The 15,136-nt window shown below is 67.0% G+C and carries 16 protein-coding genes; 6 read left to right on the forward strand and 10 right to left on the reverse strand.

Annotation, left to right across the window (positions count from 1 at the left end):
• Positions 1 to 22 precede the first annotated feature (22 nt).
• The 5 genes from SLNSH_RS09440 to SLNSH_RS09460 all read right to left on the reverse strand — a co-directional run bounded on the left by SLNSH_RS09440 (position 23) and on the right by SLNSH_RS09460 (position 3,695).
• Positions 23 to 1,258 (reverse strand): ABC transporter substrate-binding protein, encoded by a 1,236-nt coding sequence (locus tag SLNSH_RS09440; RefSeq protein ID WP_210202496.1) that lies wholly within the window; start codon positions 1,256 to 1,258, stop codon positions 23 to 25.
• Positions 1,259 to 1,338: 80 nt separating this feature from the next.
• Positions 1,339 to 1,539 carry a hypothetical protein gene (locus SLNSH_RS09445; protein ID WP_106336420.1) on the reverse strand — a complete coding sequence of 67 codons (201 nt, stop codon included), beginning with the start codon at positions 1,537 to 1,539 and terminating at the stop codon, positions 1,339 to 1,341.
• 66 nt (positions 1,540 to 1,605) lie between these two features.
• Complete coding sequence (locus SLNSH_RS09450; RefSeq protein ID WP_106336421.1) at positions 1,606 to 2,610, reverse strand: inorganic phosphate transporter; 1,005 nt, start codon at positions 2,608 to 2,610, stop codon at positions 1,606 to 1,608.
• Between the two features lie 3 nt (positions 2,611 to 2,613).
• Positions 2,614 to 3,258, reverse strand: coding sequence for a DUF47 domain-containing protein (locus SLNSH_RS09455; protein ID WP_106336423.1), 645 nt, complete (start codon positions 3,256 to 3,258; stop codon positions 2,614 to 2,616).
• Positions 3,259 to 3,263: 5 nt separating this feature from the next.
• Positions 3,264 to 3,695, reverse strand: coding sequence for an NUDIX hydrolase (locus SLNSH_RS09460; protein ID WP_245422173.1), 432 nt, complete (start codon positions 3,693 to 3,695; stop codon positions 3,264 to 3,266).
• A gap of 162 nt (positions 3,696 to 3,857) precedes the next feature.
• On the opposite strand from SLNSH_RS09460, the gene acpA reads away from it, so the two are divergent.
• On the forward strand, positions 3,858 to 5,354 hold the full coding sequence (gene acpA / locus SLNSH_RS09465) for an acid phosphatase (protein WP_106336492.1): 1,497 nt from the start codon (positions 3,858 to 3,860) through the stop codon (positions 5,352 to 5,354).
• A gap of 18 nt (positions 5,355 to 5,372) precedes the next feature.
• Here the strand turns inward: acpA and SLNSH_RS09470 are convergent, their stop codons facing one another.
• From SLNSH_RS09470 to SLNSH_RS09480, 3 genes are all read right to left on the reverse strand, one after another.
• Entirely contained in the window at positions 5,373 to 5,918 is a 546-nt protein-coding gene (locus tag SLNSH_RS09470) for a hypothetical protein (RefSeq protein ID WP_146140234.1), read from the reverse strand.
• Between the two features lie 27 nt (positions 5,919 to 5,945).
• Positions 5,946 to 6,296 (reverse strand): diacylglycerol kinase, encoded by a 351-nt coding sequence (locus tag SLNSH_RS09475; RefSeq protein WP_106336494.1) that lies wholly within the window; start codon positions 6,294 to 6,296, stop codon positions 5,946 to 5,948.
• An 82-nt stretch (positions 6,297 to 6,378) separates the two neighbouring features.
• The gene (locus SLNSH_RS09480) at positions 6,379 to 7,332 is read right to left on the reverse strand and encodes an aldo/keto reductase (RefSeq protein ID WP_106336429.1); all 954 of its coding nucleotides are present in this window, start codon (positions 7,330 to 7,332) and stop codon (positions 6,379 to 6,381) included.
• A gap of 214 nt (positions 7,333 to 7,546) precedes the next feature.
• Here SLNSH_RS09480 and SLNSH_RS09485 point away from each other — a divergent pair, with 214 nt between their 5' ends.
• Both SLNSH_RS09485 and SLNSH_RS09490 read left to right on the forward strand, forming a co-directional pair.
• On the forward strand, positions 7,547 to 9,589 hold the full coding sequence (locus tag SLNSH_RS09485) for an NAD(+) synthase (RefSeq protein WP_106336496.1): 2,043 nt from the start codon (positions 7,547 to 7,549) through the stop codon (positions 9,587 to 9,589).
• Positions 9,590 to 9,598: 9 nt separating this feature from the next.
• Positions 9,599 to 10,219: a cysteine hydrolase family protein gene (locus tag SLNSH_RS09490; protein ID WP_106336431.1), complete on the forward strand. Its 621-nt coding sequence runs from the start codon at positions 9,599 to 9,601 to the stop codon at positions 10,217 to 10,219.
• Between the two features lie 97 nt (positions 10,220 to 10,316).
• Here SLNSH_RS09490 and SLNSH_RS09495 read toward each other — a convergent pair whose 3' ends face one another.
• Positions 10,317 to 10,850: a DUF4142 domain-containing protein gene (locus SLNSH_RS09495; RefSeq protein ID WP_245422177.1), complete on the reverse strand. Its 534-nt coding sequence runs from the start codon at positions 10,848 to 10,850 to the stop codon at positions 10,317 to 10,319.
• 360 nt (positions 10,851 to 11,210) lie between these two features.
• On the opposite strand from SLNSH_RS09495, the gene SLNSH_RS09500 reads away from it, so the two are divergent.
• Both SLNSH_RS09500 and SLNSH_RS09505 read left to right on the forward strand, forming a co-directional pair.
• Positions 11,211 to 12,446 carry a TAXI family TRAP transporter solute-binding subunit gene (locus tag SLNSH_RS09500; protein ID WP_146140235.1) on the forward strand — a complete coding sequence of 412 codons (1,236 nt, stop codon included), beginning with the start codon at positions 11,211 to 11,213 and terminating at the stop codon, positions 12,444 to 12,446.
• A gap of 12 nt (positions 12,447 to 12,458) precedes the next feature.
• A complete protein-coding gene (locus SLNSH_RS09505; protein WP_106336436.1) occupies positions 12,459 to 13,289 on the forward strand; it encodes a hypothetical protein in 831 nt (276 codons plus the stop codon).
• Positions 13,290 to 13,370: 81 nt separating this feature from the next.
• Here the strand turns inward: SLNSH_RS09505 and SLNSH_RS09510 are convergent, their stop codons facing one another.
• On the reverse strand, positions 13,371 to 14,573 hold the full coding sequence (locus SLNSH_RS09510) for an ABC transporter substrate-binding protein (RefSeq protein WP_106336438.1): 1,203 nt from the start codon (positions 14,571 to 14,573) through the stop codon (positions 13,371 to 13,373).
• Positions 14,574 to 14,878: 305 nt separating this feature from the next.
• On the opposite strand from SLNSH_RS09510, the gene SLNSH_RS09515 reads away from it, so the two are divergent.
• Positions 14,879 to 15,136: a hypothetical protein gene (locus SLNSH_RS09515; protein ID WP_106336440.1), complete on the forward strand. Its 258-nt coding sequence runs from the start codon at positions 14,879 to 14,881 to the stop codon at positions 15,134 to 15,136.

Below are 15,136 nucleotides of genomic sequence, written 5' to 3' on the forward strand. Positions count from 1 at the left end.
AATGGCCCCTTAACCGGTCCGCTTACTTGCGGCCCTGCCAACTCGGCATGGGGAGGACAGGCGCCTCGACGGCGACTTCCGCCGGCAGCACGACCGTCGGGGTGCGGTTGCGGTTCTGCACCGCGGCCGAGCCGATGTTCGGGTTGTTGCCCTTCTCGTCGAACTGGATCGGCCCGCCGATCATGACGTGCTTCTCGATGTTCGTCTTGCGGATGGCGTCCATCAGGGTCGGACCGTCCGTGGCGCCGGCCCGCTTGTGGGCGTCGGCAGCGACCAGGATGGCCTCGAAGGTGAAGCCGGCGTTGAAGCAGTCCACCGCGAAGCGGTGGTTCGGGTTGGCCTGCTTGAACGAGGCCTCGAGCGCCTGGGTCATGTCGGACTTCGGGTTCACCCAGGGCAGATTGAACATCAGGTAGTCGGCCAGGGGGCCGACCGCCTGGTAGAACTCCTCGTCGTAGAGGCCCGGCGCGCCCGGCGAGATGATCGCCTTCGGCTCGAAGCGCTGGCGCACCATGTCGCGCACCAGCTTGATGGCGTCGCCGGCGCGGCTCACCACCAGGACCAGGTCCGGGTTGAGCGAGCGCAGCTTTGTCACCTCGACCGAGAGATCCTGCGCCTTGGGGTCGTAAGCGATGCTCTCGACCAGCGGGAACGGCATGTTCAGCTTCGGGAACAGGGCGTCCATGGCCTGGCGCTGGGCCGTGCCGAAGGTGTCGTTCGCGTGCAGGAAGACGGCGGACTTGAAGTCCACCTTGGTCGCCGCCGAGATGTCCTTCACCAATCGCAGGCCGTTGGTGACCAAGGCGCCGCCGGTCTGGAAGTTGCGGACGAGGTACTTGTAGCCCTGCTCGGTGATCTGCGGGGCCGCCGCGATGTTGCAGATCAGCGGGACCTGGCGCTGTTCCGCGACCTGGGCGATGGCCAGCGTGTGGCCGGATTCGAAGGCCCCGACCAGGCAATGCACGCCGTCGTTGATGGCGCGCTCGGCCTGGGTGCGGGCGATGTCCGCGGACGATTCCGTGTCGATATGGACGAGCTCGACCTTGTAGCCAAGGTCGGCCAGCACCTTCGGGGCGGCGAGCGCGCCCCGGTGACAGCTCTGGCCCGACTGCGCGAAGAAACCCGAGCGGGGCAGCATCACGCCGACCTTCAGGGCCGCCGCCTGCGCCCGCACGATGGATGGCGCCGCCACGGCGGCCATGGCCGCGCCGGCGATGAAGGTGCGGCGGTTCACGCCGAAGGTCGCGTCAGTGCTCACGAAACGTCCTCGCTGCTGTCGGGGGCGCGGATCCTAGAGCACTTTTGGGCAGCGCTGACTAGAGCGCGGAGGTCTCGCAATCAGTGCTGGCGAGCGCGCTTCACCGACTTCGGCACGCTGCCCGTGACCACGGGGTCGTAGGCGTCCGCGTCCGTGGATGCGATCAGGCACCCGATCTTGTCCTTGACGCAGTCGGGCTGACTCGCGCCGAAACGGGCGGGGGACAGGAAATAGACAAGCGCCATGAGCGCGACGGCGATGGCGATCGGCTTGGCTGGCATGGAACGCACCCTTAACGAACCACGCCAATCAACAACACAACTTTTAATTATTCGCGAACTCCGGGGTCACGCGAACAACCCGGCGATCGCATAGGTCGCCGCGGCGATCAGCGCAGCCGCGGGCAGGGTGACGACCCAAGCGACCACGATGTTGCTCGCAACGTTCCAGCGCACGGCCGATGCCCGGCGCGCGGCGCCGACGCCCACGATGGCGCCCGTGATGGTGTGCGTCGTCGAGACTGGCACGCCAAGCCAGGTCGCCAGGAAGAGCGTCGCCGCGCCGCCCGTTTCGGCGCAGAAGCCCTGCATGGGCGAGAGCCGGGTGATCTTCGAGCCCATGGTGTGGACGATGCGCCAGCCCCCGAACAGTGTCCCCAGCGCCATGGCCGTCTGGCACGACAGCACCACCCAGGTCGGGACGTGGAACCCGCCCTCCATGTAGCCTTGGGAGTAGAGCAGCACGGCGATGATGCCCATCGTCTTCTGGGCGTCGTTGCCGCCGTGCCCGAGCGAGTAGAGCGAAGCGCTGACGAATTGCAGGGTGCGGAAGGAATTGTCGACCGCGAAGGGCGTCGCCTTCACGAACAACCAGGAGACAATCAGCACAAGCAGCAGGGCGAGGATGAAGCCGAGCAGCGGCGACAGCACGATGGCGGCTACCGTCTTCAGGAAGCCGCTCCAGACCACTGCGCTGAACCCGGCCTTGGCGGCCCCGGCGCCCACGAGCCCGCCAATGAGCGCATGGGAGCTGCTCGAGGGGATGCCCAGCACCCAGGTGATCACGTTCCACACGATGGCGCCCGTGAGCGCGCCGAAGATCACGCGCGGGGTCACGATGTCGGGATCGATGATGCCGGTGCCCAGGGTGTTCGCCACATGGAGGCCGAAGAACAGGAAGGCGATGAAGTTGAAGAACGCCGCCCAGAACACCGCGTACTGGGGCCGCAGCACGCGCGTCGACACGATGGTGGCGATGGAGTTCGCCGCATCGTGCAGGCCGTTCAGGAAATCGAAGAGCAGCGCGACGGCGACGAGCCCGACGAGCAACGGGAAGGCGATGGTCGCGTCCATGGCTCAGACGTGCTCGATGACGATGCCGTTGATCTCGTTGGCGACGTCTTCGAACCGGTCGACCACCCGCTCGAGGTGCTTGTAGATCTCCGTGCCCACGATGAACGCCATGGCGTCGCCGCCCCGGTGCTTGCGGAACAGGTCGCGCAGGCCCTCGTCATGCAGGTCGTCGGACCGGCCCTCGAGCTTTGTGATCTGCTCGGCGAAGCTGTTGATCGCGCCGGCGTGCTCGCCGATCCGGCGCAGCATAGGAATGGCCGCGACGGTCAGGTTGGCGCATTCCACGATGATGGACGCCATCTCGCGCATGCAGGGATCGAACTGCCGCTGCTCGTAAAGCGTGATCGCCTTGGCGGTCTGGTGCATCTGGTCGATGGCGTCGTCCATCGACTGGATCAGGTCCTTGATGTCCCCGCGGTCGAAGGGCGTGATGAAGGTGCGCCGGACGGCGAGCATCACCTCGTGCGCCAGCGCGTCCGCTTGGTGCTCGAAGCCTACGATCTGCTCGCACCAGTGCGGCACCTGCTCGCCCCCCTCCAGCAGGCGCTGCAGCGACTCCGCGCCGGAGAGCAGCGTGCGGGAATGTTGCTCGAACAGGTCGAAGAAGCGGTCCTCGCGCGGGAGCAGGGCCCTGAACCATTTCAGCATGTCGGTCAGCCTTGGTCGGAAGAGGATTTCGGTTCGGGGGGAACGGACAGGACGGATTCACGGATGATGGCGGCGAGACCGGGCTCTTCGACCTGGGCCGCCGCTTCTTCGGCCGGGAACCAACGGCGCTTGCGCTGCCGCCGTTCCGGCCAGACCTTCAGTTCCGCCGTGACCGCCATCAGGAACACCTCGACGGTGCACAGGAGGCGCTTGCGGCCGAGCTTCTTCCAGTAGGTGAAGCCGCCGACCGGGGCGGGGGCGGCCTCGCCCTTCACGCCCGCTTCCTCGAAGGCCTCGCGCGTGGCGGCCTGGTGCGGCCTCTTGCCCTTCATGGGCCAGCCCTTGGGGATGACCCAACGGCGGGTTTCCCGGGACGTGACGAGCAGGACCTCGGTGCGTCCCTCGACCACGCGATAGGGCAGGGCTGCGAACTGCATGGCGGACATCGCCGCGTGCTAGGCCAGGAAGACGAGTCCGGCAATGAAAAACGTCATTAATCCTTCATGGGACCGTCATCGAACGGCTCTAGCCAGCAGGATGCGCCCGCTGTTTGATACACGCAGCGGGACACGCAGATCCCGCGCGTGGTGGAGGAGATGATGAGGCGGTTGTCCGGATTGGCCTGCGCGGCGAGCGCGCTGGCGATGACCATGGCGGGTGTGTCAGGCGCGCTGGCCCAGAACGCACGGCCGATCGACAAGATCAGCAACGTGATCGTTCTCTTCCTCGAGAACCGCTCCTTCGACAACCTGTTCGGGGAGTTCCCCGGGGCGGAAGGCATCCAGCAGGCGATCGCCAACGGCCAGACGCTGCAGCGCGACGCGACCGGCAAGCCCTATGACAAACTGCCGCCGCCCCACAAGACGGGCCCGTTCGACGTGTCCGACAACCCCAAGGAGATCCGCGAATTGCCGTTCGGCGACCGGCCGAACGCGCCCTTCGCCATCGACAAGATGGCCCCGGAGATCACGACCGCAGTGAACACACGGGATCTCGTGCACAAGTTCTACACGAACCGCACCCAGATCGACGGCGGCAAGAATGACCTTTTCGCCGCCTATTCGGACGCGGGCGGCCTTTCCATGGGGTATTACTCCAGGGACGCCATGGAGAAGTCGACCCTGTGGAAGCTGGCGCGCGAGAACGTGCTCCTGGACCACTTCTTCATGGGCGCCTTCGGCGGTTCGTTCCTCAACCACATCTATCTGGTCTGCGCCTGCGCGCCTGTCTGGCCCAATGCGCCGGAATCCCAGCGCTCCAAACTGGACGCCGATGGCCGGCCCATTCCCAACCCGAAGAGCGCGGGAGACTTCGAAGATACGCGCGTTGTGGCGGCGAGCGACGGCGACTACGCCGTCAACACCACTCAGTCGGTCTACCTGAACAATGGCGGGCAGGGCGCAAACCTGCTGCCTCCGCAAACCCTGCCGACGATCGGCGACAGGCTCACGGCGAAGGGCGTCGACTTCGCCTGGTATTCCGGCGGGTTCGATCTTGCGGCCAAGCCGGACCGGACGGAGCAGGAATCCAAGTACCTCGCCGGCGAGGTCCGGTTCCAGTGGCATCATCAGGCCTTCGCCTATTTCAAGCGCTTTGACCCAGGCACGCCAGAGGGGCAGGCCGAGCGCGCGAAGCACCTGAAAGACGCCGAGAAGCTCTACACTGACATCGCAGCCGGCACGCTGCCGCCCGTTACGTTCTACAAGCCGTCAGGCCGGTTCAACCAGCACCCCGGCTACGCCGCGCTCGACAAGGGCGACGCCGAGGTCGCGCACATCGCCGAGCTTCTGGCCAAGAGCCCGATGAAGGACAGCTACGCCTTGGTCATCACCTATGATGAGAACGGCGGGTTCTTCGACCACGTCGCGCCGCCGAGCGGCCCGGCGGCCGGCGCCCGCGCCGACTTCCTCGGCCCGGCCACCCGCGTGCCCGCCATCGTCGTCTCGCCCCTCGCCAGGAAGGGCGTCATCGACCACACGGAATACGACACGGGCTCGATCCTGAAGCTCATCACGGAGCGGTTCAACCTGGAGCCGCTCCCGAGCCCGCGCGTGCAGGCCGTGAACTCTCTCTCGAAGGTTTTCGAGGCGCAGTGAGACGGTGCGCTCCCCGGCCTACCCCGGGGAGCGCGCCCGCAGCTTGGCGAAAAACCCCGCCACGTGGGCGCGGACGCGCTTGGCGTAGGCCTTGATGGCCATCCAGGCTGGGCGCGATCGGAGCCACGCCATGGCGGCGTCGCGCACCCGCTCGACAAGCCGTGCAATCGGGGCGAACCAGCCAATGGTCATCAGCTTCGGCCGGCCTGCATCGTACAGGCGCTCCACCAGCAGGAACGTGGCGCCGTGCGACACGATGAGGGTCGGCACGGCGAGCCGCGCGTGGCCTGTGCCGAGCCAGTAAAGGCCGAGGATCTTCAAGGGTTCGAAGATGACGAAGGGCACCAGAAAGGCGACGAGCACCCCATAGGGCGGGAGGGCGCAGACGGCCTGCTCGAGCCATTGCATCAGCTTCAGGCGCGCCAACAGCCGGATGAGGGGGCGATAAAGCGGCCGCACCAGTTCGTCGAACAGGACGAACGGGAGGACGAGGGCGTCGATCAGGGGGCCGACCACCCGCATGATGCCTGTCCGGCGCGGCGGGGGTGAGGGCGTAAAGGTCATTCGAGGCTCATCGGGCAAGCAGGAGGATCAACCCAGCAGCGCGCGCGCCGCCATGCCGATCCAGACCAGGGCGTTTAACGCCAGCATGACGAACACGGCGGCGCTGCCGAGATCCTTCACGACGCCGATGGCGGGCTGTCGTTCCAGGGTGATGAAGTCTGCAAGCTTCTCGATGGCGGTGTTCAGGAGTTCCACCGCGAGCAGCAGGGCCAGGGCTCCGACGAGGACGCAGTAGCTTGGAAAGTCAGGCGCGATCAAGGCGGCCAGCAACGCGCCGAGGGCGAGCGTAATCGCTTCCTCCCTCACGGCGCACTCGTGCCGGAACGCCCAGCGCAAGCCGTTCGCCGAGTTCCTGAATGCGGACAACCAACGCGTCATGTCGCCCCCGGCGCGCAGCACGAGCGGAGCGCGACTCGGCCGCGCCCCAAACCTTGCTACGCGACGGGATTTAAGAATCCGCCTAGGGGGCGCTCGCGTCGTCCAGCTGGCCGATCTCCTCGGGCGAGAGCTTGAGTTGGGTGGCTGCCGCGAGTTCCCGGACTTGCTCGGGGCTCGTGGCGCTCGCGATGGGAGCCGTGATGCTCTGCCGGGCCATGAGCCAGGCCAATGCGACGCGGGCCGGCGTGGCTCCGTGCCGTTCGGCGACCCTGTCCAGGGCCTCGAGGACCGCGAAGCCACGCGGATTGAGGTAGCGCCCGATGCTGCGCTCGCCGCGCGGGCTCTTCCCCAGATCCGCCTCGGACCGGTACTTCCCGGTGAGAAAGCCGGCGGCGAGTCCGAAGAAGGGGATCACGGCGACATGGTGGTCTCGGCACACAGGCTCGAGCCCGGTCTCGTATTCCATGCGCGTGTACAGGTTGTACTCCGGCTGCATCGTCTCGTAGCGCGGCAGCCCGAGCCGCTCGGAGATCTGGAGGGCGTCCCTGAACCGGTCGGCCGAGAAGTTCGAGGCGCCGATCGCCCGCACCTTCCCGGCCTTCACCAGCTCGGCGAAGGCGGCCAGCGTCTCCTCCTGGGGCGTGTCGGGATCATCCTTGTGGGCCTGGTAGAGGTCGATGCGATCGGTCTGCAGGCGACGCAGCGAATCCTCGACCGCTTGGCGGATATAGGCGGGCTTCAGCCCGACCTTCCCTTCACCCATGTCCATGCCGACCTTGGTGGCGAGGACGAGCCGGTCGCGGGCGCCGCGCTCCTTCATCCACCGGCCGATGATGGTTTCCGACTCGCCGCCGACGTGTCCCGGCGCCCAGCGTGAATACACGTCGGCCGTGTCGATGAAGGTCAGCCCGGCCTCGAATGCGGCATCCAGAACGGCGAAGGACTGACGCTCATCGGCCGTCCAGCCGAAAACATTGCCGCCCAGGCAGAGCGGCGGGACGGAAATGCCTGATCGGCCAAGGGATCGCATGTTCATGGGGTGGTCCTTTCGTGGTCGGCGCCAGTGCACACCGGACATTCCCGCCTGTCGACCTGAAATGGCGCGCCCCTGCATTGCATCGAGCCGGGGCGCGAGTATCATCTTATTCTCAAAGTGAGCATAAGAGCCTCAATAGCGCGCAAAGACCCCGAAGGGCTTCCGGTTCGGAACCGAAAGCCGCTTCGCGCGCTTCGGTGAAGGAATGACGGCCATGACCTTCCGCTCGATCTACCGGCACGGTTTCGCACGCGTGGCCGCCGGCACCACGCGAACGGCTCTGGCCGATCCGGCGACCAACGCCCAACGCGTCCTGGATGTCGCCAGACGTTGTGATGCGGAGGGCGCGGCCGTCGCGGTATTCCCGGAACTGGCCCTGTCCGGTTATTCCATCGACGACCTGCTGCTCCAGGATACGCTGCTGGACGCGGTGGAGGAGGGCGCCCGGGCGCTGCTCGACGGGTCGCGCGACCTCGCCCCCCTGATCCTGGTCGGAGCGCCGGTTCGCTGGCGCGGGCGCGTCTACAACACGGCCCTTGCGATCCATCGCGGCCGGCTGCTGGGCGTCGTACCCAAGATCCATCTGCCCAACTACCGCGAGTTCTACGAGCGCCGTTGGTTCGCCTCCGGGCAGGGAACCGAGGGCGGCCTGATCAGCCTAGCAGGCCAGGAGGCAGCCTTTGGCCCGGATATCGTCTTCGAGGCGCAAGACGTACCCGGGCTCGTGGTTCATGCGGAGATTTGCGAGGACCTCTGGGTGCCAGCCCCGCCCAGTTGCTTCGGCGCGCTTGCCGGCGCGACCGTGCTGGCGAATCTCTCCGCCAGCAACATCACGATCGCCAAGGCGGAGACCCGAAAGCTCCTTTGCGCGTCACAATCGGCGCGCTGCGTCGCGGCCTACCTCTACGCGGCCGCGGGGGCAGGGGAGTCCACCACGGACCTCGCCTGGGACGGGCAGACCTCCATCTACGAGAATGGCGCCTTGCTGGCCGAAAGCGAACGCTTCCCAGAGGGCGAGCAATTCGTAATCGCCGATGTCGACCTCGACCTCCTTCGCCAGGAGCGTGCGCGTCAGGGCACGTTCGATGACAATCGCCGCCTGAACGCGGGGGAATGCGTCTTCCGTCGCGTGGGGTTCGCGGTGAATCCGCCCGAAGCGGACATCGGCCTCCAGCGGCTTGTGGAGCGGTTCCCATTCGTGCCCGCCGACCCGGCCCGGCTCGCGCAAGACTGCTACGAAGCCTATAACATCCAGGTCGCCGGCCTCGTGCAGCGCCTGAGGGCGTCGGGGGTGCGACGCGCCGTGATCGGCGTATCAGGCGGCCTCGATTCCACCCAGGCTCTCATTGTCGCCGCTAAGGCGATGGACCTGCTGAAGCGGCCCCGCACGGAAATCCTGGCCTACACGATGCCCGGCTTCGCAACGGGAGCGGAGACGAAGACAAACGCGATCGCGCTGATGTCGTCTCTCGGCGTGACGTGGAGCGAGCTCGACATCCGCCCCGCAGCCCGTCAGATGCTGGCGGACATGGACCACCCCTTCGCCAAGGGCGAGGCGGTCTATGACGTGACGTTCGAGAACGTGCAGGCCGGCCTGCGCACGGATTACCTGTTCCGCCTCGCCAACCAGCACGATGGGATCGTGATTGGCACCGGCGACCTTTCGGAATTGGGCCTCGGCTGGTGCACCTACGGTGTGGGGGACCAGATGTCCCACTACAACGTCAACGCCGGGGTGCCGAAGACCCTGATCCAGCACCTGATCCGCTGGGTGATTACGTCCGGCCAGTTCGACGAGAGCGTCGGCAAGACCCTCGGCTCCATCCTGGACACGGAAATCTCGCCGGAGCTGGTGCCGGTGGAGGCAGGCGAGAAGCCGCAGAGCACCGAGGCGAAGGTCGGCCCCTACGAGCTCCAGGATTTCAATCTGTTCTACACCCTGCGCTACGGGTTCCGGCCCTCCAAGATCGCGTTCCTCGCCATGCACGCCTGGTCCGACCCGAAGGCTGGCTCCTGGCCGCCCGGCTTCCCGGAGGACCGCAGGCGCGGGCACGACCTGGCGCAGATCCGCCGCTGGCTGGAGGTCTTCCTGCGCCGCTTCTTCGCCTTCAGCCAGTTCAAGCGCTCAGCGCTGCCGAATGGGCCCAAGGTGTCGGCCGGCGGCTCGCTGTCTCCGCGGGGCGACTGGCGCGCGCCCTCCGACGGCAACGCCGCCGCGTGGCTGGCGGAACTGGAGCGAAACGTGCCCAAGGAGTGACCCGGCCGCATGGCGAAGGACGATGAACTGATCTATGGGCCGTTGCGCCCCGAGACCACGGCCCACCTCTGCGTGGACATGCAGCGCCTCTTCGCCGAGGACACGCCCTGGAAGACGCCCTGGATGCCACGCGTGGCGCCCAACATCGTGCGCCTTGTCGAACCGCGTCCGGAACGCACCGTGTTCACGCGCTTCATCCCCGCCATGCGGCCCGGCGAAGGGCAGGGGACCTGGAAGCGCTACTACGAGCGGTGGGCCGATGTGACGGTGGAGCGCATCGGCCGCGACATGGTGGATTTGATCCCGCAGCTGCGCCGCTTCGCTCCGCCAGCACACGTCATCGACAAGCCGGTCTATTCGCCGTGGGCCAACCCGGCGCTGCAGAACCTGCTTCAGTCAGCCAACGTCGACACGGTTCTTGTCAGCGGGGGCGAAACAGACGTGTGCGTGCTTGCCGCCGTCCTGGGCGCCGTGGACCGGGGCTATCGCGTGGTCGTGGCGACCGACGCTCTCTGCAGCTCGTCCGACGAGACGCACGACGCCATGATGAAGCTCTACCACGAGCGCTATGGGCAGCAGGTCGAGACCGCCTGCGTATCGACGATCCTGGCTGGTTTCGAGGGGGCGTGATCAAGGTCGCCAGCGGCTGGAGGATAAGCCCGGTAAAAAGCGACCCGTGGCCGACCGCCTCCGGATCGCTTTTTGTGATGCTGGCGCCAGACGCAGCTTACATGCTCTTGCCGCCACCCTTCTGGAGCTGCTGCGCCGCCTGGAGGTGCTTCTCGAGGTCAGGCAGGGTCTGGTTGGCGTAGTCGCCGGCCGGGTCGCCCTGCATCTTGGCCGCCTTCTTGTACTCGGCGATGTCCTTCTTGTGGTCGGCCACCATGTGCTGGGCGAAGGCCTTGTCGAAGGCGGCGCCGTTCAACTTCTGCATCTTGTTGTAGTCGGCCAGCTGCTTTTTGCTGGGCTCGGTCGGGACCTGCACGCCCATCTGCTGGGCGACGGCCTGGGCCTTCTGGTTGGCGGCGCCGTGGTCGGTCGCGAGCATCTGGCCGAACTGCTTCACGCTGTCGGACTGGCCGTTCTGCTGGGCGAGCTGCCCCATCGAGACCTCGGCCATGTTGCCCTGGATCGCCTTGGTGATGAAGGTCTTGGCGGCGGCGCCCTGGTCCTTGGCCAAGCTGGGGCCAGCCGTGAACGCGAGCGCCAGGGCGGCGCTGACCGCCAGAACGGTCCCGCGCATGAGTTCTGTCCGAGCCATGGTTGTTACCTCTCGCTGAAATGCCGCGCGCAAGCTGAGTGCGCATCGTCCTTGAACGGCGGCGCCTTTGGGTGGTTCCAGCATTGGGGAATTGGATGCGGAAGAGCCCGCAATCCGTCGCTGGAGGCCGCTTTGCATCAAAGTCGGCTGCTCTGTTCTTTGGAGGAGTGGCGTCGAGCTGGCGAGCATAACAATTCTTCCGCAAAGCACGCGGGACAGTGCAGCGCCGCTTGACTGTTGCGAATTGCCATCAACCCTCGCTGATTTGGACAGATTATGGCCGGATTCAGCGGCCAGTGAAGGTCAAGGATCTGCGGGTCCGGAGTCCCGCGTTTCCCCTCACTGTCCGAGGACCACGACATGAAAGCCTTTGCTCGCGCGTTGCTCGCGACAGCCTGGATCGCGGTCGCCCCGGTCGCGCTTGCGCAGACCGCTGCGGCGCCTGCCGCCTCGGCCCCCGCGCCGGGCGAGTCGTGCAGTGCGTTTTGCCAACTCTTCAAAGGCTTGGGAGGCGATCGCAACCCGCCGGGCGCCACCCAGGCGGCCGCGCCGGCGCAGCCCGCCCCCGTGCAAGCCGCGGAGACGCCCGCCCGGCGCCATCGCGCCCCGTCACGCGCGCACGCGCGTCGCACCCCCGCCAGCGCCGCCGAGGGCGAGACGGCCGCCATCCGCGAAGCCCCGGCGCGCGAGGCTGCTCCGGCCCGCGAGACGACGATCGATCGCGCCAGCCCCGGCTCCATCAAGATCCTCACGGGTTCAGACCAGGGCATGGAGCCCACTCTCGCGGATCTCGGCGGAGTCCTTGCCCCCAAGTTCAAGCTCGAGACCGTCCGCGGCAAAGGAGCTCCGCTGAAGGAGCTGCTGACGCTTCCCGGAATCGACATGGCCGTGGTTTCGGCCCCTACGCTCGCCAACGCGGGCTCGGCCTCGGCCAAGCTGGTCTATGTGGCCAAGCTGTTCGGCGAGGAACTGCATCTCGTGGCCGGGCCGGACATTCACTCGGTCGACGATCTCGCCGGCAAGAGCGTCTACATGGGACCCGCCGGCAGCGACACCGAGACGGTCGCGCGCGCGGCGCTCGCTGACCATGGCGTGGATGTCACGCCCGCGACGGGAAGCCTGGCGGACGCCCTGAACGCCGTGAAGGCAGGGACCCTCGCCGCCGCCTTCGTGCTGGCGCCCAAGCCCTACGCGCCGTTGGCGGAGATGGCCCAGGGCAGCGCCGGCGTTCACCTCGTTCCCGTGCCGTTCGGAAAGCTCGGCGAGGCCTACGACCCGGCCACCCTCACCAGCGCCGACTACCCGGGGCTCGTTTCCGACGGCGAACGCATCGAAACCGTCTCGGCCGACGCCATCCTGGTTGCTCCGTGGTGGCGCGACAGCTCGCCCCGCCAGCACGAGCTGACGGCCGCCGCGACGGCCATTTTCGATCATTTTCCGGACCTCCTGAAGGAGGGACGCCATCCGAAATGGAAGGAGACCAACCTGGCTGCGGTGGTGGACGGCAAGCGTCGGCTTAAGTCCGCGGATCAGTGGGTCCATGCCCAGATGAAGTCGCGCCGCTCCGGCGACCGCGCGGCCTCTGCGGGCCAGTAAGGAGAGAGAGCCATGCGCCCGTTCGCATTCCAGGACTCGGACGCGCCCATCGGGGCGTCCAGGCTCGATAACCGGCCGGGAGAGCCGCCGCTGGCGCGGCCCGCCGGCAACGCCTGGAAGCCCTTCGCCGGAGCCGCCGCCATTGCGCTGGTCGCCGCCGGCATGGCGACGTTGCTGGTGCAGTCGCTCGGATCGCCCGCGCCGACGGAGCCTGCCGCGGATAGGCCGGCGCCCGAGAGAACCGCCTCGATCTCCTCGCAGCCCGTGGCCCCTGCAGCAGACAGCAAGCCGTCCGTTGTCGTGCCGCAGACTTCGGCTGCGCCTCCCGCGCCGCCCGCGCCTTCCGGGGCCGCCCCGCTCCAGTCAGCCTCGCAGCCCGCCCCGACGGCGGCGAATGCGCTGCCGGCCCAGCCCGTGCTTCCTCCGTCCCAAGCTCCTGCGCCCGCGCCTGCGCAGGTCGCCTCCATCGCCCCGGCGCCCGAGCTGCCCGCGGCTCCGGTCACGCCCGCCCCGGTGCCGAGCATCGCGCAGGCTGAAGTTCCATCTCCGGCGGCCGCACCTGCGGCGCCGGCCCCTGAAACCGGAAGCCTGAATCTTTCTTCCGAGGAGGTGCTGACCTCACTGGAACGCGGAGAAGCCAAGCTCAAGGCGGGCGACGTGGCCGCCGCGCGCCGCTATTTCGAGCGGGTGGCGCTGGCCGGCGACGCCAGGGGCGCAACGGCCATGGGCCGGACATTCGATCCAGAGGTCCTGCTCAAGCTTCCGGTGATCGGGCTCGAACCCGATCCGGCGCAGGCGGAGGCTTGGTACGCCAAGGCGCGCACTTTGAAGGCTGGCCCTTAATTCATTGCAGGCATGGCCCCAAACGAGGAGGGCCCCCTCTCGCGCGAGAGGGGGCCCTTTTGCTTGTACGCTGGCGCCGCCTCAGCCCTTCACGAGAGGGCATCCGCCTTCCGACATGGGCCGGAATGCCTTGTCGGCCGGAATGGTCGCGAGCGTCTTGTAAAGATCCCACTCGCCCTTGGATTCGGAGGGCTTCTTTACCTCGAACAGGTACATGTCGTGGATCTTCCGGCCATCGGCACGGATGGAGCCCTTGCCGAACAGCGGATCGTCGGTGGGCATTTCCTTCATTTTGTTGACGACCTTCACGCCGTCATCCTTGGATTTCAGCGCTTCCACGGCCTTGAGGTAGTGCAGGGTCCCGGCATACACGCCAGCCTGCACCATGGTCGGCATCTTGCCGCCCGCCTTCTCGGCGAACCGCTTGGAGAAGGCTCGCGTCTGGTCGTTCGCATCCCAGTAGAAGGCTTCCGTGAGCACCAGGCCCTGGGCCACCTGAAGACCAAGCGACTTCACGTCCGTGATGAAGACGAGCAACCCCGCGATGCTCTGGCCGCCCTTGACGATGCCGAACTCGGCGGCCTGCTTCACGGAGTTGATCGTGTCGCCGCCGGCGTTGGCCAGAGCCACGACCTTGGCTCCTGAAGCCTGCGCCTGGAGCAGGAAGGAAGAGAAGTCGGTCCCGGGGAAGGGATGCTTCACCGAGCCCAGGATCTGCCCTCCGGCCTTCTTGACGAGCGCGGAAGCGTCACGCTCCAGCGCCGCGCCGAAGGCGTAGTCGGCCGTGATGAAGAACCAGGTGTTCCCGCCGCGTTGGACCATCGCGGTGCCCGTGCCGTTCGCCAGCGCCCAGGTGTCGTAGGTCCAGTGCACGGTGTTGGGCGAGCACTGAACGCCGGTGAGGTCGGAGGTGCCGCCGCCAGAGTTGATGTAGACCTTGTTCTTTTCCTTGGCGATCTGCGCGACGGCGAGGGCGACGGACGAGGTCGGCACGTCGACGATCATGTCGACGCCGTCCCGATCGTACCACTGGCGGGCGATGGCCGACCCGATATCCGGCTTGTTCTGGTGGTCCGCCACGACGACTTCGGCCTTGATGCCCTTGTCGGACGCCTTGAAGTCCTCAATGGCCATCCGGGCCGCGATCGCCGAGCCCTCGCCTGAGATGTCCGCATAAAGGCCCGAGCGATCGTTCAGAACACCGATCTTGACGGCCGTTTGTGCCTGGGCCGCTGCGGCGATCACCGTCAGCGCCGCTCCCAGAAGCAACGTCTTGAGCTTCATTGTTTGGTTCCCTCCCTAAGGGAAGGAAAGTGTAAGCCGGTCAACGCGGTGGAGGAAGGCCCTCGGAGATGAAGCCCTCAGATGCGTTCGCCCCGGCGTCTTGGCTCGGGTCTTCGTCAGCGGCAGGTGTCTACAGGCCCCCGAGGCAGCGAGACATGAGACCATGATGACGCGCGACCGAGCCTGACGTCGCCGGAGATGCGCTGGCTTCGGCGCATGTGGACAAGGCCGCTCGTCGAGGGCCGCGGTAAGATCCCGTCAACTCTTGGCGCTCAGGTTCCGGGCGAGTTTCCGGAGACCCGAACATGCGCACGGACAAGACGCTGGCGGCCGACGCCGTGACCATCATGGCGATGATGGAAGCCCTGCGCGTCGCGTTCGAGGCGGCGACGGACCCGCGCCGCGCGTTTGCTGACGCTGAGGAGTTGATCGCGCGCATCCTCATGGAAGTGAAGCAGATGGAGCTGCCGGCCTACGGCTATGACACGCAGGTCCAGGGCATTCAGGAAGCCATCGCCTGTATCCGGCTGGCGCTAGACCAGGCCCGTCGCACGGTGGCGTGA

It is taken from the genome of Alsobacter soli (genome assembly GCF_003004785.1).
Classification (GTDB): Bacteria; Pseudomonadota; Alphaproteobacteria; order Rhizobiales; family Beijerinckiaceae; genus Alsobacter; species Alsobacter soli.